The sequence below is a fragment of the Deferrisoma palaeochoriense genome, from assembly GCF_054656955.1.
Genome location: NZ_BAAHXI010000041.1, coordinates 15,260 through 35,796, shown reverse-complemented (window position 1 = coordinate 35,796; position 20,537 = coordinate 15,260). Strand labels below are relative to the sequence as shown.

The 20,537-nt window shown below is 69.5% G+C and carries 23 protein-coding genes; 15 read left to right on the top strand and 8 right to left on the bottom strand.

Translation table 11 applies throughout. From position 1 onward, the window contains the following. Nucleotides 1–107: 107 nt before the first annotated feature. From ACYQ8L_RS12085 to ACYQ8L_RS12055, 7 genes are all read right to left on the bottom strand, one after another. Nucleotides 108–1,145, bottom strand: coding sequence for an IS630 family transposase (locus ACYQ8L_RS12085; RefSeq protein ID WP_459942059.1), 1,038 nt, complete (start codon nt 1,143–1,145; stop codon nt 108–110). Between the two features lie 292 nt (nt 1,146–1,437). Continuing rightward, nucleotides 1,438–2,046 carry a hypothetical protein gene (locus tag ACYQ8L_RS12080; RefSeq protein ID WP_459942058.1) on the bottom strand — a complete coding sequence of 203 codons (609 nt, stop codon included), beginning with the start codon at nt 2,044–2,046 and terminating at the stop codon, nt 1,438–1,440. A gap of 19 nt (nt 2,047–2,065) precedes the next feature. Beyond that, the gene (gene rodA / locus ACYQ8L_RS12075) at nt 2,066–3,166 is read right to left on the bottom strand and encodes a rod shape-determining protein RodA (protein WP_459942057.1); all 1,101 of its coding nucleotides are present in this window, start codon (nt 3,164–3,166) and stop codon (nt 2,066–2,068) included. Continuing rightward, a complete protein-coding gene (gene mrdA / locus ACYQ8L_RS12070; RefSeq protein ID WP_459942056.1) occupies nt 3,163–5,016 on the bottom strand; it encodes a penicillin-binding protein 2 in 1,854 nt (617 codons plus the stop codon). The genes rodA and mrdA overlap by 4 nt, the downstream gene beginning before the upstream one ends. Further along, nucleotides 5,013–5,516 carry a hypothetical protein gene (locus ACYQ8L_RS12065; protein ID WP_459942055.1) on the bottom strand — a complete coding sequence of 168 codons (504 nt, stop codon included), beginning with the start codon at nt 5,514–5,516 and terminating at the stop codon, nt 5,013–5,015. Before ACYQ8L_RS12065 ends, mrdA begins: the two co-directional genes overlap by 4 nt. Continuing rightward, nucleotides 5,513–6,196 (bottom strand): rod shape-determining protein MreC, encoded by a 684-nt coding sequence (gene mreC / locus ACYQ8L_RS12060; RefSeq protein WP_459942054.1) that lies wholly within the window; start codon nt 6,194–6,196, stop codon nt 5,513–5,515. The genes ACYQ8L_RS12065 and mreC overlap by 4 nt, the downstream gene beginning before the upstream one ends. 155 nt (nt 6,197–6,351) lie before the next feature. Continuing rightward, the gene (locus tag ACYQ8L_RS12055) at nt 6,352–7,392 is read right to left on the bottom strand and encodes a rod shape-determining protein (RefSeq protein WP_459942053.1); all 1,041 of its coding nucleotides are present in this window, start codon (nt 7,390–7,392) and stop codon (nt 6,352–6,354) included. Between the two features lie 198 nt (nt 7,393–7,590). Between ACYQ8L_RS12055 and ACYQ8L_RS12050 the strand changes: the two genes are divergently transcribed. From ACYQ8L_RS12050 to ACYQ8L_RS11990, 13 genes are all read left to right on the top strand, one after another. After that, on the top strand, nt 7,591–7,803 hold the full coding sequence (locus ACYQ8L_RS12050) for a YgaP family membrane protein (protein WP_459942052.1): 213 nt from the start codon (nt 7,591–7,593) through the stop codon (nt 7,801–7,803). 3 nt (nt 7,804–7,806) lie between these two features. Next, nucleotides 7,807–7,986 (top strand): hypothetical protein, encoded by a 180-nt coding sequence (locus ACYQ8L_RS12045; RefSeq protein ID WP_459942051.1) that lies wholly within the window; start codon nt 7,807–7,809, stop codon nt 7,984–7,986. A 76-nt stretch (nt 7,987–8,062) separates the two neighbouring features. After that, nucleotides 8,063–8,989 carry a type II secretion system protein GspC gene (gene gspC / locus ACYQ8L_RS12040; protein ID WP_459942050.1) on the top strand — a complete coding sequence of 309 codons (927 nt, stop codon included), beginning with the start codon at nt 8,063–8,065 and terminating at the stop codon, nt 8,987–8,989. Nucleotides 8,990–8,993: 4 nt separating this feature from the next. Beyond that, nucleotides 8,994–10,949, top strand: coding sequence for a type II secretion system secretin GspD (gene gspD, locus ACYQ8L_RS12035; RefSeq protein ID WP_459942049.1), 1,956 nt, complete (start codon nt 8,994–8,996; stop codon nt 10,947–10,949). Next, a complete protein-coding gene (gene gspE, locus ACYQ8L_RS12030; RefSeq protein WP_459942048.1) occupies nt 10,946–12,646 on the top strand; it encodes a type II secretion system ATPase GspE in 1,701 nt (566 codons plus the stop codon). Before gspD ends, gspE begins: the two co-directional genes overlap by 4 nt. Nucleotides 12,647–12,655: 9 nt before the next feature. Continuing rightward, nucleotides 12,656–13,876: a type II secretion system inner membrane protein GspF gene (gene gspF / locus ACYQ8L_RS12025; protein ID WP_459942047.1), complete on the top strand. Its 1,221-nt coding sequence runs from the start codon at nt 12,656–12,658 to the stop codon at nt 13,874–13,876. Nucleotides 13,877–13,895: 19 nt separating this feature from the next. Next, nucleotides 13,896–14,342 (top strand): type II secretion system major pseudopilin GspG, encoded by a 447-nt coding sequence (gene gspG, locus ACYQ8L_RS12020; RefSeq protein WP_459942046.1) that lies wholly within the window; start codon nt 13,896–13,898, stop codon nt 14,340–14,342. Next, a complete protein-coding gene (locus ACYQ8L_RS12015; RefSeq protein WP_459942045.1) occupies nt 14,339–14,536 on the top strand; it encodes a prepilin-type N-terminal cleavage/methylation domain-containing protein in 198 nt (65 codons plus the stop codon). Before gspG ends, ACYQ8L_RS12015 begins: the two co-directional genes overlap by 4 nt. Nucleotides 14,537–14,598: 62 nt before the next feature. Further along, complete coding sequence (locus ACYQ8L_RS12010; RefSeq protein ID WP_459942044.1) at nt 14,599–14,844, top strand: hypothetical protein; 246 nt, start codon at nt 14,599–14,601, stop codon at nt 14,842–14,844. Next, complete coding sequence (locus ACYQ8L_RS12005) at nt 14,831–15,202, top strand: prepilin-type N-terminal cleavage/methylation domain-containing protein (RefSeq protein WP_459942043.1); 372 nt, start codon at nt 14,831–14,833, stop codon at nt 15,200–15,202. Before ACYQ8L_RS12010 ends, ACYQ8L_RS12005 begins: the two co-directional genes overlap by 14 nt. Then, a complete protein-coding gene (locus tag ACYQ8L_RS12000) occupies nt 15,199–15,819 on the top strand; it encodes a type II secretion system protein GspJ (RefSeq protein WP_459942042.1) in 621 nt (206 codons plus the stop codon). The genes ACYQ8L_RS12005 and ACYQ8L_RS12000 overlap by 4 nt, the downstream gene beginning before the upstream one ends. Next, nucleotides 15,816–16,721 carry a type II secretion system minor pseudopilin GspK gene (gspK, locus tag ACYQ8L_RS11995; protein WP_459942041.1) on the top strand — a complete coding sequence of 302 codons (906 nt, stop codon included), beginning with the start codon at nt 15,816–15,818 and terminating at the stop codon, nt 16,719–16,721. Before ACYQ8L_RS12000 ends, gspK begins: the two co-directional genes overlap by 4 nt. Before the next feature lie 2 nt (nt 16,722–16,723). Then, the gene (locus ACYQ8L_RS11990) at nt 16,724–16,927 is read left to right on the top strand and encodes a hypothetical protein (RefSeq protein ID WP_459942040.1); all 204 of its coding nucleotides are present in this window, start codon (nt 16,724–16,726) and stop codon (nt 16,925–16,927) included. 44 nt (nt 16,928–16,971) lie between these two features. Here the strand turns inward: ACYQ8L_RS11990 and ACYQ8L_RS11985 are convergent, their stop codons facing one another. Further along, nucleotides 16,972–17,703 carry a PHP domain-containing protein gene (locus ACYQ8L_RS11985; protein ID WP_459942039.1) on the bottom strand — a complete coding sequence of 244 codons (732 nt, stop codon included), beginning with the start codon at nt 17,701–17,703 and terminating at the stop codon, nt 16,972–16,974. 407 nt (nt 17,704–18,110) lie between these two features. On the opposite strand from ACYQ8L_RS11985, the gene yoaA reads away from it, so the two are divergent. Then, nucleotides 18,111–20,027 (top strand): DNA repair helicase YoaA, encoded by a 1,917-nt coding sequence (yoaA, locus tag ACYQ8L_RS11980; RefSeq protein WP_459942038.1) that lies wholly within the window; start codon nt 18,111–18,113, stop codon nt 20,025–20,027. A 64-nt stretch (nt 20,028–20,091) separates the two neighbouring features. Continuing rightward, the gene (locus ACYQ8L_RS11975; RefSeq protein ID WP_459942037.1) at nt 20,092–20,532 is read left to right on the top strand and encodes an Hsp20/alpha crystallin family protein; all 441 of its coding nucleotides are present in this window, start codon (nt 20,092–20,094) and stop codon (nt 20,530–20,532) included. Nucleotides 20,533–20,537 lie beyond the last annotated feature (5 nt).

Below are 20,537 nucleotides of genomic sequence, written 5' to 3'. Positions count from 1 at the left end.
GCCCAGGCCGGAGTTACCCCCGGCAGAAACGTGTGAGGAATCGCCACAAGATCCAGGCCTACAAGCCTGTCGGCTAAACTTATTAACACGGCGATTAAATAGGCGCGCTATGCCGCTGCGTATTGGATCGCCGGGTGCATGTAGTACGACCGAACCCGGGCCGGGAGGTTCTGGATCTTGCGCAGGACCGAGATCGCCTTGTTCCGCAGCTCTTTTGCCGTGCGTGCCGGCGGGCCCGAGTGCACCTCCGCCTTGAGATCGCAGTTCGGGTACTCATCCGGGTTCAGTTCTGGCGAATACGAGGGCAGGTAGAACACCTCGATCTCCTCCTGATGGGCCGCCAACCAGGCCTTGACGGGCTTGCTGTGATGCACCCGGAGATTGTCCAAAATGAGAAACACCTTGCGGTCCGCGTCCTTGATCAGGCGCCGGAGAAACCGGATCAGCGTCTGGCTGTTCATCGTGCCCGTGTAGGTCATGAATCGCACTTTGCCCTGGTTCGTGATGCTCGAAATCAGATTGACCGAGACCCGGTTGACGCTGAGGTGAATCTCCGGCGTCTGCCCCCGCGGTGCGTAGGAACGCCCATGTTGGCTGTCCGAGCGAAGTCCCGTCTCATCGCCCCAGTGGATCTCGGCGTTCTCGCGCTTGGCGCGGGTCCGGATGGCGGGATACTCCTCGTTGAGCCACTTCTCCACCGCCTTGGGATTCTGCTCATATGCACGGCGAAGGGGCTTTTGGGGCGTAAACCCCCACCGCTTCAGGTAGTCCCCGATGGTTCGCACCGGCATCGTGATGCCCCACCTGCGGCGAATGAACTCCTGGATGCTTCGCCGGGTCCACAGCGCCCAAGGCATCTTGAGTTGATCCGGTGTCTTGTCCGTGATGGTGCGCTTGAGTTCTCGTTCTTGCTCGGGTGTCAAGGAGCGGCACTGCCCCGGCTTGCGCCCCCGTTTCTTGAGGCGAAGGGCCTGGGCGCCCTGCTCCTTGTAGGTCTTCCACCACTTCCGTACGGTGGCCTCATGGACCCCGAGGGTTTCGGCGATCTCACGGAAGGTCCGCCCGGCGTTCCGCAAGTGGATCGCCTGGCGTCGTAACAGTTGCTGGGCCGGTCGGCCTACGCTGCGAGCGTCGATTTTGTTCATGGGCGCAGCATATCAGAACCGCGCCTATTTATCCACCAGGTTAATAATGACATTGGGCCGCAAATAGGGACAGTCCGACAAACGGTTCTGGTGGGTTGACGGGACGCGGCGCGCGGGTGTCCCCGGTGTCCCCCATGGCGTAATACCAAGTTGCGTTCAAAGCTGCCGTTTCCTGATTCGGCCCGGGATGGGTGTCTGTTTGGACGCAACTTGGGATAACGGAAGATCAGGGTCCACGGGGAAGGAGGAAAGCAACGGGGGAAACCCGGAAGGACCCGAGGGGTTCCCGGGATCAGGCGGTCTCGAGGGCCGCGCGGCGGTCTCCCCACCCGAGGAGGAGCCGGAACCCCTTGGGAGGCGGGCCCCCGGGGGCGCCCAGGCGGACCTCGGCCCCGGCGGCGGGTTCCGGGCCCTGGAGCGACACGATGAGCAGGCCGGCCCCCCGGGCCAACCGGATCAACTCTGCTCCGGACACCCGAAGTGGGGCGGAGAACCAGCCCCCGTTGCCGAACCGCGCGCGGCCGAGGTCGAAGACCCGGGCTGCAAACCCCTTGAGGCCGGCGCAGTTCTCCTCGCCCCCCACCTGGTCCCACGCCTCTCCCACGACCTCCAGGTAGACCCCCAGCGGTTCGTCGGGCGGTTCCTCCTCGGTCGGACCCGGGGGGGGTTGCAAAGGCGCGGCCTCCGCCTCGAACGCCCGGTCAAGGAGCCGGGCCAACGCGTCGTGGATCCGGGCGTAAGTGTCGAACTCCATGCATCCGCTCAGGATCCCGGCCACCAGGGCAGCCGCCAGGTCTCGGGCCTCCTCGGGCTCGAGGGCCCCCTCGGCCGCGGCGAGCGACACGGCCCGGCCCAACGCCACGAACGTTTCCACGTCTCGGGTCACCATGGGCCTTCTCATCGGCAGTCCTCGGCAGGAACTAAAATCGCCCAAACCTCCTCATCCGGATGTTCAGAAGGAGACCGCAGATGAGAAAGGTGGTAACCACGGAGGATCCCCCGTAGGAGAACAGCGGCAGCGGCACCCCGACCACGGGCAGGAGCCCCAGCACCATGCCCACGTTCACCAGCACGTGAAAGAAGAGGATCGCGGTGAGCCCCACCGCCAGGAGCCTCCCAAAGTCGTCCCGGGCCCGGGAGGCAATGTCGAGGCCCCACAGGATCCACAGGGCGAAGAGAATCAACACGACCGCCGCGCCCAGAAACCCCCACTCCTCGGCGAGCACCGAGAAGATGAAGTCCGTGTGCCGCTCGGGCAGAAACCTCAGATGAGCCTGGGTTCCCTGGAGGAACCCCTTGCCCAGGAGTTGTCCGGAGCCGACCGCGATCTTCGACTGAATGATGTGGTACCCGGCCCCCAGGGGATCGCGCTCCGGATCCAGGAACGTGAGAATCCTCTGGCGCTGGTAGTCGTGGAGGAACCCCCAGGCGGCCGGAAGCGCCACCGCAGCCGCCCCCACCCCCCCCAGAAGCACCCCCCGGCGGACCCCCTGGAACAGAACCTGAACCGCTGCCACCCCGGCCATCAGCACGGCGGTGCCGAGATCCGGTTGCAGGAGGACCAAGGCGCAGGCCAATCCCACCGTCGCCGCCGGGACGAGGAGGGGCCGCAGGCCATACGGGGGGTCGTAGGGTTCCCGGGCGAGGACGTGCGCCGTGACGATGGCGATGGAGATCTTAGCGAACTCCGAGGGTTGGACCCGGATCGGCCCCAGCGCGATCCACCGCTGGGCGCCCATCGTCGTGTGCCCCACGGCCAGCACGGCCGCCAGGGTGAGGAGAGTGCCCAGATAGATCCAGGGCGCCCAGGACTCCAGACGCCGGTAGTCGAACGCAAGGGCGCCCGCGAGAACGACGCCACCGATCGCCATCCACCGGGCCTGCTTCCCGGCATACGCGGCCACCGTCCCGCCGGGACCATGGCTGGCGCTCCACAGGACCGAAAGCCCCGCTCCACAAAGGAGCGCAAGCAGGAACAGAAACCCCCAATCCAACTGGCGCCATGCCGCCCGGGGCGTCATCGGCCTTCCTCGCCCACGGCCACGCCGCCCCGGGTGAGGTCCCGGTACACCTCCACCACCCGGGCGGCCACCGGCCCCGCCGCGGCACCGCCGTGCCCTCCGTGTTCCACCAGCACCGCAAACGCGATTTCGGGACGATCGGCGGGCGCGTACCCCACGAACCAGGCGTGATCCCTGTGTTCCCAGGGGATCTGATCGTCCGGAAGATTGCGTTCCGAGGGCAACTTCACCACCTGGGCCGTGCCGGTCTTCCCGGCCACGGGGAATCCCGCCACCTCGGCCCGGCGACCCGTGCCCCTTTCGCCCGCCACCACCTCCCGGAGTGCCCGGCGGACGAGGCCAAGGTGGGCCATCGAAAACGGCAACCGTCCCACCTCCTCCGGGGCCAAGGAATGAACCACGTAGCCGGCGGGTTCCTCGATCCGGGTCACCAACCGGGGGCGCATGCGCACCCCCTGGGGGTGCGCCACGGCGGCCATCATGGAGGCGAGTTGCAACGGTGTGGCCAACACATAACCCTGGCCAATCGCCACGGACAGCGTCTCCCCCGCATACCAGGGTTCCCCCCGGGCCCGGCGTTTCCAGGCCCGGGTGGGCAGGAGCCCGGACCGTTCCCCGGGCAGGTCCACCCCGGTGCGCCGACCGAGTCCCAGGGCCTCTCCCCACTGGGCGATTTCGTCGACGCCCAGGTCGAGCCCCAACTGGTAGAAATACACGTCACACGACTCCACCAGGGCGCGCTCCAGGTCCACCCACCCGTGGCCGGTCTTTTTCCAGCACCGGTAGTCCCTGCCGGCGAACGGGTAGGCCCCCGAGCAAAACACCCGGGTCTTTGGGGTGATGACACCCTCGGCCAGGCCCGCCAGGGCCACGGCTACCTTGAACGTGCTCCCCGGCGGGTACTGCCCGGCCACGGCCCGGTTTTGGAGCGGATGGAGGGGATCGGACACGATCTCTTGCCAGCGCTCCGGGGTGACGCCGCGAACGAGCTCATTGGGATCAAGGCCCGGCGAGGTCACCAAGGCCAGAACGTCTCCTGTTTGGACCTCGATCACGACAACCGCGCCCATCTGGTCGCCGAGCGCCTCCTGGGCTGCCTCCTGAAGCCTACCGTCCAAGGCCAGTACAAGATTCTGTCCCGGCTGGGCCGGGCGCTCCGCCAGCACCCGGAGCTCCCGACCCCGCACGTCCACCTCCACCTGGCGCCCCCCCGCCGCGCCCCGGAGCACCCCCTCCCAGGTCCGCTCGATGCCCGCCCTCCCCACGACGTCCCCGGCGGCATACTCGGCAAACGTCTCCCGGCCGAGCTCCTCGGCCGACACCTCCCCCACGTATCCCAGCACCGGGCCGAACAAAGCCCCACGCGGATAGTGGCGCACCGGTCGGGCGCACACGAGCATGCCGGGCAACTCCAGCCGGTGGGCCTCGAGGCGGGCCATCTGGGGTCGATCGATCCGAGCGAGAAGCCGTGGCTCCCATCGGGGGGGACCGGGGGCGCCGAGAATGTTCCAGATCTCCTGGGGATCCATCCCCAGGATCCCGGCCACCCGGCCGACCCACTCCTCCCGGCCCTCCTCCGGCACCTCGGACGGCACGACCAGGGCTTCGAAGGCGGCCCGCACGTCCGCGAGAATGACACCGTTGCGGTCGAACACCATGCCCCGGGGGGCCGGCACCCGCTCGAGTCGAATCCGGTTGTTCTCGCTGAGATACCGGTAGCGCGCCCCCTCCCAGATCTGGAGGTAGGCGAGGCGTCCTAGCAGCATGCCGAAGGCGGCCGCCACCACCGCCACGCAGGCCAAAAGGCGGGGCCGGAGGCGGCTCCGGGTGAACCGCGGGCGAAAGATCACGGCGCAACCTCCATCCGGCTCCGCCGGCCCGTGGCGAGCTCAAGCCCGAGGAACACGAACACCACGAGGAGCACATCGGCGGGCATCTGCCGGAGGGCGACGGCCCAGATCTCGGGGGGCGCGGAGGCGGAAGGGGCGGTGAAATGAAAGAGCACCGAGGCCCCCACCGCCTCCAGGAACGGGGCCGCGGCGGCGAGCGGCAGGAGCCACAGGGGCTGGTGGTCGAAAAACACGCCCCGGAGCGGCCGGGCCAGGACGTAGAGCCACACGCGAAGGGCCCCCACGAACCCGAGGGGCCCCCCCGACAAGAGATCCACCAGAAGCCCGGAGCCCGCAGCCCAAAACACCCCGCCGGGCGGGACCCCCGTGAGGGCCAGCCAGAGCACGAGCAACCGCGTGAGGTCAGGCCGCCAGGGGTCCGGAAGTACCAACGGGAGGAGCGTGGCCTGCACCCCTGTGGCGAACAGGAGGATTCCCAGCCAGGCGCCGATCGCCCTCACGGCTCCTCCGGCGGGCGCGGGAGCACGAGCACCTCCTCTAACCGCCCGAAATCGGCGCCGGGCTCCAACTCGGCACGCTGGAACACCTCTCCCGGCCGCTGCTCCACCGCCGCGATGCGGCCGAGGAGGAGCCCCTTCGGGAACACGCCGTCGAGCCCCGAGGTGACCACGGGATCCCCCACCTCCACGTCCTCCCCCCGGGGGAGGTACAGAACCCGGCACCGCCGTCCCAGCCCCCCCTCGACCACCACCTGGGCCCGGGTTCGCTGGATCAGAGCATCCACGGCGCTGTTGGGATCGGTCAAGAGGAGCACCCGGCTGGCCCGGTCCGTCACCTCGCACACGCGCCCCACCAGGCCCTGGGGCGTCACCACGGGGGCGTCCACGCGGATCCCCTGGGCCGTCCCCTTGTCGAGCACGGCCGTTCGGAGCCAGGGGGTGGCGCTACGGCCCACGACCCGGGCCGCCACGGCCGGCTGGGCCAGGAGGTCCCGAAACTCCAGTAGGCTTCGAAGCCTCTGGTTCTCGTGGAACACCTCCTCGACCCGGGCCAACTCCCGACGAAGATCCGCGTTCTCGTGCCGGAGGCGGGCGGCCTCGGTCTTGGCATCCACGAGCCACAGATACCGGTCGACCAACCCGGCCACCCCGCCGACCAGCCCCCGAACCGCAGACTGCACCGGTGCCACCACGAGCCCAACCCCCTGGCCGCCCCACACCCCGCCACCCGAACCGCCAGACAGCAAGAATCCGACGGTCACGATCACCCCCCCCGCCCCGAGTAGGAGCTTACGGTGGCGTACCCAAAACGAGGTCATGGGCCGAGAAGGGGGGATCAGGACGTCACCTCCCGGAGGAGTTCGATCTCGTCGAGCGCCATACCCGCCCCCTGCGCCACGCACGACAGGGGATCGTCGGCCACCATCACCGGCAGGCCGGTCTCTTCCCGCAAGAGCACGTCGAGATTGCGCAGCAGCGCCCCCCCGCCCGCCAGCACGATGCCCTTGTCCACGATGTCGGCGGCGAGTTCGGGCGGCGTTTTCTCCAAGGCGATCCGGACGGCCTGGACGATCGCGTTGATCGGTTCGCGCAGGCTCTCCCGGATCTCGTCGGTGTGTACCGTGATTGTCTTCGGGATGCCGGCCACCAGATCCCGACCCTTCACCTCCATCGTTTGGGGGTGGTCCCCTCCGTCGGGATCGGGATACGCCGTGCCCACGGTCATTTTCACCTCCTCGGCCGTGCGTTCGCCGATGAGGAGGTTGTACTTGCGTTTAATGTACTGGACGATCGCCTCGTCCATCTTGTCGCCGGCCACGCGCACCGACTGGGAATACACGATGCCGGCCAGACTGATCACCGCGACCTCGGTGGTGCCGCCCCCAATATCCACGATCATGTTGCCCGAGGGTTCCGTCACCGGCAGGCCCGCACCGATCGCGGCGGCCATGGGCTCCTCGATCAGGTACACCTCCCGGGCGCCCGCCGACTCGGCCGACTCCCGCACGGCCCGCCGCTCCACCTGGGTGATGCCCGAGGGCACGCCCACGATGACCCGCGGCCGCACCAGCTTGCGACGGTTGTGGACCTTCTGGATGAAGTACCGCAGCATGGCCTCGCAGATGTCAAAGTCTGCGATCACCCCGTCCTTCATGGGACGGATGGCCACGATCGAACCCGGGGTGCGGCCGAGCATCCGCTGGGCCTCCTTGCCCACCGCCAGGATCCGGCCGCCTCCCTGGCCTTCCTTTCGCACGGCGACGACCGAGGGTTCGCTCGCCACGATCCCCTTGCCCCGCACGTACACGAGGGTGTTGGCGGTGCCGAGATCGATGGCGAGATCGGTGGAAAAGAATCCCAGGATGGCGTCGAGCATGGGGGTTGCGCCTCGGAGAAGGACTCGGGAAGGATCTTGGGTTGTTGGAAAAAATGGATTCTAGCAGCGCCGTTCCCGGCGGTTCAAGGCGATCGGGCGGAACCCGTCGGGCACCCGGTGACCTTTGCCGGCGAAGCGCATCAAATGACGTGAACGGGAACGATCCACACCCTGCATGATCATCGGGAGGAAACGACCATGACCGTGAACGACGCGCTTCGGCTGATGGCGGGATTTTTCGTGCTCCTGAGCCTCGGCCTCGGGTACCTGCACAGCCCCTATTGGCACCTCTTCACCGCCTTCGTGGGCTTGAACCTGCTCCAGTCGGCGTTTACAAAGTGGTGCCCGGCCATGACGATCCTGCGGAAACTCGGGCTCCCGGATCCTGAGTTCGAAGCCCGGAAGGTGTAGCCCATGGAACTCGACGCCGTCGAGGGGTCCGCCAAGCGGTTCCGGTGCCAGAAAAGCGAAAAGGACGTCCCCCTTTCGGAACCCCGGTGCCTGAACCCCAAGGCGTACTGCCAGTGGCGGACCGCCTGCCCCATCTACCTGTTGGAAAAGGAACAGGCCCGGGCCCGGCGGGCGGCCGGGTAACCCCTGCGCTGGGTTTTCGCCCGGTTGCAGCCCCCTCGGGCCCTCGCGTATGCTACCTCGGTTTCCCGGAGGGAGCATGCGCGAAGCGTTACTGCGGCACCGTTGGGTGCTCACCGTCGGATTCCTCGTGGTGGCCGCCCACCTCTCGGCCAAGATCGCCGGGCTGTGGGTGGCCCGGTCCCTGTGGTCGCCCGAGTCCGGCCGCCCCACGGTCTCGGTGACGGCGGCCGAGGCCGAACGGCGCGAACGGCTCGCCGACTACCGAATCATCGAGGACCGGAACCTGTTTAACGCCCACCCCACCCCGGAACCGGCGGCCACCCCGGCGCCGGCCCCGGCCGCGCGGGCAACGCCCGAACCCGCCCCGACCCGGCCCCTGCCCCCTCTCAACCTGACCCTCCTCGGCACCGTGGTGGTGGAGGGCGCGCCGTCCTTCGCGGTGATCCAGGACGGGGCCGAGGTCAAGGTGGTCCGGGAGGGGGCCGAGGTGGCCGAGGGCGCCACCCTCGTCCAGGTGCTCTCCGACCGCGTCCGGATCCGGCGGGGCGGGTCCGAGGAGGAGATCCTCCTCTTCCAGCCCAAGGCCCAGGCCCGGGCCGACCGGTCCCGGCGGCCCCCTCCGTCCCAGCCCGCATCCGAACCCGAGACCCCCGCGTCCGATGACACCGTGCAGAAGGTCGCCGAGGACAAGTGGGTCATCGACGCCCGGGAGATCGAGCAGGCCCAGGAGAACATGAGCCAACTCCTCACCCAGATCCGGGTGGTGCCCAACTTCACCGACGGGCAGCCCGACGGGTTCAAGGTGTTCGCGATCCGGCCCGGGAGCCTGTTTGCCAAGATCGGGCTTCAGAACGGCGACGTGATCAAACGGATCAACGGCATCGAGATCCAGGGCCCCGAGCAGGCCTTCGAGGCCTACCAGCGGCTCAAGGACGAGACCACGATCCAGATCGACCTCGTGCGGCGAAACCAGAACCAAACCTTCACCTACGAGATCCGGTGACCGAATGCTGAGACGAGCCCTCTTCGTTGTGCCCCTCCTCCTCGCCCTGACCGGCCCGCTCGCCCGGGCCGAGGCGCCCAAGGCGCTCACGATGAACTTCAAGGACGCCGAGATCGAGGCGGTGGTCCAGTTCATCTCGGAGCTCACCGGCAAGAACTTCATCCTGGACGAGAAGGTCCGGGGCAAGATCACCGTGATCGCCCCCGAGAGGATCAGCCCCGAGGAGGCCTTCCAGGTGTTCCAGGCCATCCTGAACGTCAAGGGGTTCACGATCGTCCCGGTCACGGACAACGTGTTCAAGCTGGTGTCCACCCGGGAGGCCAAGCAGACCAACATCGAGACGGTGGCCGACGGCGCCGAACCCGGCGACCGGTTCGTGACCCGGCTCCTGCCGCTTCAGTACGTCGAGGCGGAAACCGTGGCCGGGATCCTCTCGCCCCTGGTGTCGAAGGACTCCTCCATCGTGGCCTACGCGCCCACGAACACCCTGATCCTCACGGACTCGCTCTCCAACATCGAGCGGCTGGTGAAGATCATCGAGGCCCTCGACGTGGAGACCGTGGACACCGTGTTCGAGGTGATCCCGATCCGGTACGCCGCGGCCGAGACCCTGGCCAAGAACCTGAGCCAGGCCGTCGTGGAGAAGGGCCGCACGGCCCGCCGCCGCGCCCCGACCCGGGGCAAGGCCAACGTCCAGGTCCAGGCCGAGCAGGTCTCGGTCAAGATCATCCCGGACTCGCGCACCAACAGCCTGATCGTGATCGCCGACCCCGATACCCTCGAGGAGATCAAGGCCATGATCCGGGCCCTGGACGTGGAGATCCCCCGGGGATCGGGCAAGATCAATGTGTACTACTTGAAGTACGCCGACGCCGAGAACGTGGCCTCGGTGCTCACGGCGATCTCCAAATCGGCCGGCACCAAGGCCAAGCCCGGCCAACCGCAGCCGAAAACGGCAAAGGTCACCGAGGTGCCGGTGGAGTTTGAGGAGCCGGTGCAGATCACGGCCGACAAGGCCACGAACTCGCTGGTGATCATCGCGAGCCCCCAGGACTACGAGACCCTGAAGGCCGTCATCGAGAAACTCGACGTGCGCCGGCCCCAGGTGCTGGTGGAGGCCCTCATCATCGAGATGAGTTACGAAAAATCGCTCCAACTCGGGGTGGAGTGGCGCACGGTCAACGACATCTCCCGGGACCAGCCCAACGTGTTCGGGGGCACGAACTTCGGCACGATCACCCCGCTCATGCAAAACCCCCTGAACGTGCCCACCGGGCTCTTCCTCGGAGCCGTCGAGGGCACGGTCACCTTCAACAACCAGACCTTTCTGAACGTGGGGGCATTGATCCAGGCGCTCCAGAAATCCGGGGACGTGAACGTCCTCTCGACGCCCCACCTCCTCACCACCGACAACGAGGAGGCCGAGATTGTGGTCTCCGACAACATCCCGTTCCAGACGAGCCAGAAGTTCGACTCGAACGGCAATCCCATCTTCACCTTTGAGTACCGGGACGTGGGCCTGACCCTCCGGATCACCCCCCAGATCAACGAGGACGACTACGTCAAACTCAAGCTCTTCCAGGAGATCAGCCAGATCGTGAGCACCACCACCGGCACCTCGATCAACGCGCCCACCACCACCCGGCGGTCGGCGAAGACGACGGTCGTGGTGAAGGACAAAACCACGGTGGTGATCGGGGGGCTCATCAAGGACAACACCCAGGCCAACGTCTCGAGCGTGCCCTGCCTCGGGGACATCCCGTTCCTGGGGGCCCTGTTTCGCACATCCTCGAACGCGAACCAGAAGACGAACCTGCTCATTTTCCTCACGCCCCACATCATCCGCACCATGGACGAGATCACCGAGATCACCCGGCAAAAGCGGGAGGCGTTCGACCGGGACGTGATGGAGCGGGACGGAGGCAAACCGGAACCCGCCGCGGAGCCGGCGCAGCCGTGAGCCGCGCGCCCCTCCTAGAGACCCTGGAAGCCCGGGGCCTTTTGGCCCCCGAGGCAGCCGAGCGCGCCCGCGCCGAGGCGGCCGAACGCGGCGTTTCGGTGATCACGGCCGTGCGGGCCCTCGGGGCCGTGGACGACGAGGCCCTCTCCCGGACGGCGGCCGAGGCCCTGGGCCTCGGGTGGACCGGCGAAATCCGCACGGCCGAGGTGCCCCCGGGGTGGGTGCGGCGGGTGCCCATCTCGTTTGCCCGGCGGCACCGGTGCCTGCCCCTGGCAGAGGACGGGGACCGGGTGGTGGTGGCCGTGGCCGACCCCACCGACACGGCCGCGCTCCACGACCTGCGGGTTCTGTTCGGCCGACCCATCACGCCGGTGGTGGCGCCGGCCCAGGTCATCGAGCAGGCGGTGAACCGGGTGTACGAGGAGGGGTCGGACCGGGCCGAGGAGATCATGGAGGAACTCGCCGAGGGGTCCCTCGAGGGCCTGGCCCAGGAGCTCGAGGAGCCCCGGGACCTCCTGGACGCCGCGGACGAGGCCCCGGTCATCCGGCTCGTGAACGGGATCCTGTTCCAGGCGGTCAAGGACCGGGCCAGCGACATCCACATCGAGCCCTTCGAGCGGGAGCTCCAGGTCCGGTACCGGATCGACGGGGTCCTCTACCCCGTGCTCACCCCGCCCAAGGCGCTCCAGGCCCCCATCACGAGCCGGATCAAGGTGATGGCCGGGCTCGACATCGCGGAAAAGCGCCTGCCCCAGGACGGCCGGATCCGGATCAAGATCGCGGGCAAGGACATCGACATCCGGGTGTCGGTGCTCCCCACGGCTCACGGGGAGCGGGTGGTCCTGCGGCTCTTGGACAAATCGGCCGTTCTCCTGGACCTGGAGCAACTGGGGCTCGAAGGGGAGCGCCTCGAGGCGTTCAAGACCCTGATCCGCAAGCCCCACGGCATCCTGCTCGTGACCGGCCCCACGGGCTCCGGGAAGACGACCACGCTCTACGCGGCCCTGTCGCGCATCAACTCCCGGGACGTGAACATCATCACGGTCGAGGACCCCATCGAGTACCAGCTCCAGGGGATCGGCCAGATCCAGGTGAACCCGAAGATCGACCTCACCTTCGCCGCGGGCCTGCGCTCGATTCTTCGGCAGGACCCCGACGTGATCATGGTGGGGGAGATCCGGGACTTCGAGACGGCCGAGATCGCGATCCAGGCGAGCCTCACAGGGCACCTGGTGTTCTCGACCCTCCACACCAACGACGCCGCCGGCGCCATGACCCGGCTCGTGGAGATGGGGGTGGAGCCGTTCCTCGTGGCCTCCTCGATCCTGGCGGTGCTCGCCCAGCGCCTCGTGCGGGTCCTGTGCCCCTCGTGCCGGGAGCCCTACGAGCCCCCGCCCGGGGCCCTGGAGGAGCTGGGGATCGACCCGGCCCGGTTCCGGGGCCCGCTGTACCGGCCGGTGGGCTGCCCCGAGTGTCGGCACACCGGGTACCGGGGACGCACCGGGATCTACGAGCTCCTACGGGTGGACGACGCCGTGCGGGAGCTCGTGATGCAGCGGGCCAACTCGGTGGCCATCAAGGAGGCGGCCCGGAGGGCCGGCATGATCACCCTCCGTGAGGACGGGGCCCGCAAGGTCGCCGCCGGCATCACGAGCGCCGAGGAGGTGCTGCGGGTCACCCAGGAAGAGGTGGTGTAGGCGAGCCCCATGCCGGTATTCGAGTACGAAGGCATCAACGCCCGGGGCAAGGCGGTTCGGGGCGTTGTGGACGCCGAGGGCCCCCGGGCGGCCCGCCTGGCGCTCAAGCGCCAGGGGGTGTTCGCGAACCGGGTCACGCCGGTCACGCGCACCGAGCGGGAAACCGCCCGGAGGCGCCGGTTCCTGCCCGCCCGGGGCATCTCGGCCTCGGAGCTTGCGCTCCTCACCCGCCAGCTCGCCACCCTGCTGGACGCTGGCCTTCCCCTGGTGGCCGCCCTCACGGGGCTCCTGGAGCAGACCGAGAACCAGACCACCCGCCGGGTCCTGAGCCAGGTGCGCGCCGGGGTGAACGAGGGCAAGGCCTTCCACGAGGTCCTCGGCGAACACCCCGGTTCGTTTCCCCCGATCTACCGGAACATGGTGCGCTCCGGGGAGGCGAGCGGCACCCTGCCGGTGGTGCTGGGCCGGCTCGCCGACTTCCTGGAGGAGTCGGTGGCGTTTCGCCGGCGGCTCCAGTCGGCCCTGGTGTACCCGCTCCTCATGGGCTTCCTGGGCATCGGCATCCTCTGGTTCCTGATGGCCTACGTGGTGCCCCGGGTGACCCGGATCTTCGAGGACCTCCACCAGGCCCTGCCCGTGCCCACCCGGGTGCTCCTGGCCGTGAGCGGCTGGCTCCGGGCGTACTGGTGGATCGCCCTGGCCGCCGCCCTCGTCGGCTGGGTCGTGCTCCGGCGCTACGGCCGCACCCCCCGGGGCCGGCGCACCCTCCACCGCCTGCTCCTTCGAACCCCGGCCGTGGGGCGGTTCCTGTCCACCGTGGCGGTGAGCCGGTTTGCGCGCACCCTGGGGACGCTCCTCTCGAGCGGGGTGGAACTCCTCACAGCGCTCGAAATCTCCAAGTCGGTCCTCGGCAACGCCGTGCTGGAGGCGGCCGTGGAGCGGGCCCGGGACGAGGTGCGCGAGGGCCGAAGCCTCCACCAGGCCCTCCGGGCCACGGGGGAGTTCTCGCCGGTGGTCTGCCAGATGGTCGCCGTGGGGGAGGAGAGCGGGGCGCTCTCGAGCCTTCTCCTCAAGGTTTCCGAGGCGTTCGAGGCCCGGGTCGAGGCCGCCGTGGCCACGTTGACTTCCCTCATTGAGCCCCTTATGATCCTTGCCCTTGGGGCGGCCGTCGGGTTCGTGGTGCTCGCGATCCTGCTGCCCATTTTCGAGATGAGCCAACTCGTGGGCTGATCTTGGCCCCGGAGAGACGATGAAGAACCACCGCAACCGGCGCGACGCCGGCTTCACCCTGATCGAACTCCTCGTCGTCCTCGTGATCCTGGGCCTCCTGGCCGGCATCGTGATGCCGCGGCTCTTCGGCCGGGGCGAAGAGGCCAAGCGCACGGCCGCCAAGGTGCAGATCCGGGTCCTGGAGGACGCGCTCCACCAGTTCGAGGTGGACAACGGCTTCTACCCCTCCACCGAGCAGGGCCTCGAGGCCCTGGTGCGAAAGCCCACCGTGGGCCGGATTCCCCAGAACTGGCGGGAAGGGGGCTACCTGGAGAAGGGAACCGTCCCCAAGGACCCCTGGGGCAACCCCTACGTGTACATCTCCCCCGGGAACCACGGCGACTTCGACCTCTTCTCCTACGGGGCCGACGGCGAGCCCGGCGGGGAGGGCAAGTACGCCGACATCACCAACTGGGAACTCGAGTGAACCGCACGGCCCGGGGGTTCACCCTGATCGAGCTGGCGGTCGTGGTGTTCCTCCTTTCGCTCCTCACGGCCGTGCTTCTCCCAAGGCTTCCCCGGCCCGCGGGATTGCGGGCCAACGAGGCCCTCCGGCGCCTGGCCGGCGCTGTCCAGACCCTCCACGAAGAGTCCGCCTTCAAAAAAAAAGCCTGGCGCTGATCTACGACCTCGACGAACAGTCGTACCGGGCCGGGGAGTTCGACCCCGAATCGGGCGACTACGTGGACACCCCCGGGCTCCCCGTGAAACCCACCCGGCTTCCCGAGGGGGTGCGGTTCCGCGACGTGGAGACCGCACTGGAGGGCGCCGTGAGCCAGGGCCGAGCCCTCACCCGGTTCCTGCCCCAGGGCTACGCCACCCCCACCTGGGTCCACCTGGAGATCGGGGAGGACCGGGAGGTCACCCTGGTGGTCCACCCCATGCTCGGGCGTGCCGAGATCGTGGAGGGACGCGTTGAGGGGCCGTAGGGGGTTCACGTTCCTGGAGCTCCTGGTGGCGCTCGCCGTGCTGGGGGCGAGCTTCACGGCGCTCCTGGTGGCCCACGCCTCGGCGCTGAAGCAGGAGGCCCGGGCCCGGCGCCTCCTCACCGCCACCCTGCTCGCCCGCGACATCCTGACCCGCACCGAGACCGAGGGGCTCCCGCCCCTGGGCACCGACCAGGGGGAGTTCGAGGAGTTCCCCGGATACGCCTGGGAGCGCCAAACCGAAACCACCGAGTTCCCCAACGTGCGGCTCGTGCGGCTCGCGGTGTCCTGGCCCGAGGGGAACCGACGGGAATCCACCGAGATCGAGTTCTACGCCTGGGTCGAGGAGAACGCCCCGTGAACCGGGGGTTTACGCTCCTCGAGGTGGTGGTGAGCCTGGCGCTCCTCGCGCTCGTGCTCACTCTCGTGCAGGGCACCTACTCGGGCGCCGTGCGAAGCCGAGACCGAGCCTCGCGCGAAACCGCCGAAATGCACCAGGCGGCCCTCGTGCTCGACCGGCTGGCCAACGAACTCGCCGGCGCCCTGACCTCCCAGGGCCGCGCCACCCTCACGCCTTTCCTGGTCGAGCCCGACGCCGAGGAGAGCGCGGTCCTCACCTTCACGACCCGGCTCCAGCCGATCCCGGGGCTCCGGCCCGGGGGACCGGCCGAGCTCCAGTACGCCCTCGAGGCGGACGAGGACGGGGTTCCCCGCCTCGTGCGGCGGGAGGAGCCCGACCCCGACGAGGATCCGGAGGACGGGGGCGTGGCCTACCCGGTGCTCGAGGAGGTCCTGCGGTTCCGGGTGCTCTGCTACGACGGCGAGGAATGGGTGGAGTCCTGGGACAGCCGGGCCCGGGAGGACGAGCCGTTCCTGCCCCGGGCCGTATCGGTGGAACTCGCCTGGGGCCCCGACGAGGACCACGAGCGGGTGCTTCGCACGGCCACCCCGGTCTACGGCGAGGGGCGGCTGCCATGAGGCGGAACCGCGGCGCCGCCCTTCTCCTGGTGCTCCTGCTGGTGAGCCTCCTGTCCGTTGTGGTCGTGGAGTTCCTTCGGGAATCCCGCCTCGAGGCCCGCACCGCCGCGAATCTCCGGGACGCCCTCCAGGCCCACGCCCTCCTGCGCTCGGGCATCGCGGTGGGCTCGGCCCTGCTCCGGGAGGACGCTCGGGACAACCAGGTGGACCACCGGGGCGAGCCGTGGGCCGACGTGATTCCCCCCGTGCCCCTGGGCGACGGGGTGCTGGCGGTGGCGGTCCACGACCTCTACGGCCGGTTTCCCCTGGCCGCCGTGCTGAACGACCGGGGCGAGCCCCTGGCCTCCCGGGCCGAGGCGCTCCGGCGCCTTATCGAGGCGGCCGCCCCCTCCGACGCCGACCCGGGGGCGCTGGCTGAGGCGCTGCTCGACTGGATCGACGCCAACACCGACGGGATGTACGAGGAGAACCCGGACTACACCGTGCCGAACCGGCCCCTCCTCGACCTCGACGAACTCCGGCGGATCGAGGGGTTCACCCCCGAGGTGGTGGCCGCGGTGGCGCCGCACCTGGACGTGCGGGCCGACCCCAAGGTCAACGTGAACACCGCCTCGGTCCCCGTGCTCCAGGCCCTCCACCCCGACCTCGGGCCCGACCGGGCCCAGGAGCTCTTCGACGACCTCACCGAGACCCCTCTGGAGCGGGCCACGGACCTCAAAAACCGGTCCGCCATGGCGGGCCTGGCGATCACCCGGCTCGTGTTCGAGGTGGTGGTGGAAAGCCCCCGGTTCCTGGTGGACCTGGCGGCCGACGTCCGGGGGGTGAACCGGACGGCCCAGGCCGTGCTGGAGCGGGACCGGGACGAGGACCGGGTGCGGGTGATCTCCTGGAGGGAGGAGTGACCATGCGGGACTGGCGCCATCTGACCGGGAAGCCCGTGGTGGTGGTTTCGGCCGGGATCGAGCACCGGGGGGTGGCCGTGGAGATGGGGGAGCGGGGGATCCTGCTTCGCACCCGGATGGGCTTCCGGGAGATCCCCTGGGACCGGATCACGGCCCTGCGGCCGGACCCGTCCGGAACGGACGGTGTTCCTCCGGGGAAGAGATAGGGCGCTCCGGGGCGCGGGGCTGGGGGAGTCCAGGAGGCGGTGGATCAGTCGGGCTCGAACTCGGCCGGATCGAGCTCTAGGAACCGGCACAGGGTCTCCCAGGAGCGGTTCACCACCTGCTCGGGCCGGACCCCGGCCGCGGAGGCCACCTCCCAGGCCTCATCCACCACCCCCACCTGCTGGGCCACGTGGGCGTCGGAGGCAAGGCAGATCCAGGCGCCCACCCGCGCCGCCTCGGCCGCGATGGCGTGGCAGGTCTCCAGGCTTCCCCGCCGGGCGTTCACGAAGGAGGCGTTGTTGATCTCGAGGGCCACCCCGTGGGCCCGGGCGGCGGCCACGAGGCCCGGCACGTCCACCGGAAACGCCGGGTTCCCAGGGTGCCCCAGGATCCGGACCTTGGGCCGGGACATCGCCGCCACGAGCACCTTCGTGTTTTTTCGGGGGTTCGAGGCCTTGAGCCCGCAGCCCTCGTGGAACCCCACGATGGCGTAGTCGAGCCGGGCCAGGAGCCCGTCGGGTAGATCCAGGTCTCCCCGGGCGTTCACCGGGTTCGCCTCGACCCCCCGGAGGATCCGGACCCCGTCCAGGACCCGCGGCAAAAACCGAAGGGCCGAGAAATGGTAGACGTGGGGCCCCCCCGGCATGGCCGGGCCATGGTCGGCAACGCCCACGGCCCGAAGCCCCCGGGCCCGGGCCTCCCGGGCGATCTCCGCCACGGTGGAGAAGGCGTGGCCGCTCGCGACGGTATGGACGTGAAGATCGGCTTGGATGCGCATGGGCCGAGATTGTAGTAGAGTTCCCCGCCCACGGTCCACGGCCGCCGGTCTTCGGTCAACGCTTGGCGGCGGAGGGCCGGACGGACCTGCACGAATACGTGCACAAGGGTTGCCGGAGGCGGGTGGGGGACTGGTTCCGGCCGGGCGCGAGTGCGGCACCCTTTTCGCCGCGCCTTTCCATGCCGTTGTCGGCGCGGCAGGGCGAGGCGACGGCGGCGGACGTTCTGGATCTTCCACAGCGATCCCGGCGTGGTGAGGGCGCGGCGAGGTGAGGGGCCGCACCCGGCTCTCCACCGGCCCCCCACCCGCGGGTTTCCGTAGCGCTGACGGGGATCTGACAATACTTCCGTTGGTGTCGGTGATCGTAGCTCCGACGAGGCGTTCTCCCTTCTGACCATCGTGCCCCCATGGACATCGAAGCCTTTTTTTCGGCCGATGGGCCCTTGGCCCGCGCGTTGCCCGGGTACAGGCCCCGGGAGGCCCAGGTGCGCATGGCCCGGGCCGTGGCCGAGGTGTTCCAGCGGGGTGGGGTGCTCCTGGCCGAGGCCGGCACCGGCACGGGCAAGACCCTGGCCTATCTCGCGCCGGCTGTTCTGTCGGGCAAGCGGGTGGTCGTGAGCACGGCCACCAAGACCCTCCAGGCCCAGATCGTGGAGCGGGACGTGCCGCTCCTGGCCCGGGCCCTGGGGCGGCCCGTGTCGGCGGTGCTCCTCAAGGGCCGTCAGAACTACCTGTGCCTGCGCCGGTTCGAGGCGTTTCGGGCCCAGCCACTCTTTCGGTTCCCCGAGGAGGCCAAACTCTACGACCGGTTCGAGCGGTGGGCCGGATCGACCTCCACGGGCGACCGGGCCGAGTGGTCCGACCTCCCCGACGACTTCGGCCCCTGGAAGGACGTGTGCTCGACCCGTGAGGCCTGCTGGGGCTCCCGGTGCCCCCGGGAGGACGCCTGCTTCTTCCTGCGCCGCCGGCGGGACGCCCAGAGGGCCCAGGTGGTGGTGGTGAACCACCATCTCCTATGCGCCGACCTGGCCGTGCGCTCGGCCTCCTCGGCCGAGGTGCTGCCCCGGTACGAGGCCCTCGTGGTGGACGAGGCCCACCACCTGGAGGCGGTGGCCACGGACCATTTCGGCACCCAGGTGAGCTCCTACCGGGTGGCCGAGCTCGTCCGGGACGCCCGCCGGGCCCTGGCCGGGGACGCCGAGGCGCCCCTGGGTCTCCCGAAGGCCCTGGACCGGGTCGCGGAGGCCTCGGACGCCTTCTGGCCCAGCCTGCCCCGGGCCGAGGCGGCCCGCCGCCTCCGGGGTCCCCTGGCCGGGGAGCCGGGCCGACGGCTCGAGGGGCTCCTCGCGGCCCTTTCGGCCTGGGAGGACCGGCTGCGGCCGCGGGAGGCCCGCTCGCCGGACGCCGAGGCCGTGGCCCGCCGCACCCGGGAACTCCAGGAGGATCTGGCCCGGTTCCTGGCCGAGCCCGAACCCGGGGAGGTGCGCTGGCTCGAGACCCGGGGTCGCGGGGCCTTCCTCCGGGCAGCGCCGGTGGAGGTGGGCGAGGTGCTCGCCGCGAACCTGTTCGGGAGCGAGGTGCCGACCGTTCTCACCTCGGCCACCCTGCGGATCGGCGGCGCGTTCGTCTATGTGCGCGAACGCCTCGGGGTGCCCGGGGCGGCCCGGGAGTTCGTGGCGGAGAGTCCCTTTGACCACCGGGAGCAGGGCATCCTCTACATTCCCCGGGCGTTTCCCGACCCCAACGCCCCGGAGTTCCCCGGTGCCGTGGCCGAGGAGATCGAGGCCCTCCTCGGCATCACCCGCGGCCGGGCCTTCTGCCTGTTTACGTCCCACCGGAACCTGAGGGCCGTGGCCGACCGGCTCCGGGGCCGGGTGTCCTATCCCCTCCTCGTCCAGGGCGAGGGGCCGCGGGAGGTGCTCCTTCGCCGGTTCCAGGAGGACCGGCACTCGGTGCTCCTGGGGGCACTCTCGTTCTGGGAGGGCGTCGATGTGCCGGGCGACGCCCTGAGCGCCGTGATCATCGACCGCATCCCCTTCGCGAGCCCCGACGAACCCCTGGTCCAGGCCCGGATCGAGCGGGTTCGGGCGTCGGGCCGGTCGCCGTTCACGGCCTACCAACTACCGGCCGCGGCCATGACCCTGGTCCAGGGGGTGGGGCGGCTCCTGCGCCGGTCCGACGACCGGGGGTTGGTGGCGATCCTCGACCTGCGGCTCGTCCAGAAGGGGTACGGCCGGGTGCTTCGGGAGAGCCTTCCCCCCTTCCCCGTGACGCGGGATCGTTCCAACATCTCGCAATTCTTCGAGAAAAACGGGCTTTCTTGACGCCCCCCCGGGCCGTGGCTATGATGCCGCGGCACCTTCGAAACCGCCTTTCGTCGAGGCACCCATGCGCCATCCGCCCCGCGATCTGCTGGAACGCCTGCGCTATTTCGAGCAGCAGGTGGAAGCCCTGTTCCGCCGGCTGTTCGAGGACCAACTGGCGCCGGCGAGCCTTTCGAACCCGGGGGCCTATCCGCCCGTGGACGTGGTGGAGGAGGCGGGCGCGGTTCGGGTGCGGGCGGACCTGCCGGGGGTCGACCGCTCGACCCTCGAGCTCTACGCCGGGCCCCAGTTCCTCATCCTCCGGGGGGTCAAACCCGCGCCGGAAACCGGGTGGAGCTACCTGCGGGTCGAGCGCACCTTCGGGCCGTTCCAGCGGATGGTGCTCCTCCCGGCCGCCGGGGACCCTTCGGGCACGAAGGCGGTTCTCGACCGGGGGGTGTTGGAGGTGGAGATTCCCAAGATGACCGACCGGCGCAGGGGGTACCGCCGGATTCCCATCGAGTGACGAGG

Excerpts from the sequence above, each read along its gene's own strand:
- ACYQ8L_RS12085 (WP_459942059.1), bottom strand. The coding sequence starts at position 1,145 with ATGAACAAAATCGACGCTCGCAGCGTAGGCCGACCGGCCCAGCAACTG.
- ACYQ8L_RS12080 (WP_459942058.1), bottom strand. The coding sequence starts at position 2,046 with ATGAGAAGGCCCATGGTGACCCGAGACGTGGAAACGTTCGTGGCGTTG.
- rodA (WP_459942057.1), bottom strand. The coding sequence starts at position 3,166 with ATGACGCCCCGGGCGGCATGGCGCCAGTTGGATTGGGGGTTTCTGTTC.
- ACYQ8L_RS12055 (WP_459942053.1), bottom strand. The coding sequence starts at position 7,392 with ATGCTCGACGCCATCCTGGGATTCTTTTCCACCGATCTCGCCATCGAT.
- ACYQ8L_RS12050 (WP_459942052.1), top strand. The coding sequence starts at position 7,591 with ATGACCGTGAACGACGCGCTTCGGCTGATGGCGGGATTTTTCGTGCTC.
- ACYQ8L_RS12045 (WP_459942051.1), top strand. The coding sequence starts at position 7,807 with ATGGAACTCGACGCCGTCGAGGGGTCCGCCAAGCGGTTCCGGTGCCAG.
- gspC (WP_459942050.1), top strand. The coding sequence starts at position 8,063 with ATGCGCGAAGCGTTACTGCGGCACCGTTGGGTGCTCACCGTCGGATTC.
- gspD (WP_459942049.1), top strand. The coding sequence starts at position 8,994 with ATGCTGAGACGAGCCCTCTTCGTTGTGCCCCTCCTCCTCGCCCTGACC.
- gspF (WP_459942047.1), top strand. The coding sequence starts at position 12,656 with ATGCCGGTATTCGAGTACGAAGGCATCAACGCCCGGGGCAAGGCGGTT.
- gspG (WP_459942046.1), top strand. The coding sequence starts at position 13,896 with ATGAAGAACCACCGCAACCGGCGCGACGCCGGCTTCACCCTGATCGAA.
- gspK (WP_459942041.1), top strand. The coding sequence starts at position 15,816 with ATGAGGCGGAACCGCGGCGCCGCCCTTCTCCTGGTGCTCCTGCTGGTG.
- ACYQ8L_RS11990 (WP_459942040.1), top strand. The coding sequence starts at position 16,724 with ATGCGGGACTGGCGCCATCTGACCGGGAAGCCCGTGGTGGTGGTTTCG.
- ACYQ8L_RS11985 (WP_459942039.1), bottom strand. The coding sequence starts at position 17,703 with ATGCGCATCCAAGCCGATCTTCACGTCCATACCGTCGCGAGCGGCCAC.
- yoaA (WP_459942038.1), top strand. The coding sequence starts at position 18,111 with ATGGACATCGAAGCCTTTTTTTCGGCCGATGGGCCCTTGGCCCGCGCG.
- ACYQ8L_RS11975 (WP_459942037.1), top strand. The coding sequence starts at position 20,092 with ATGCGCCATCCGCCCCGCGATCTGCTGGAACGCCTGCGCTATTTCGAG.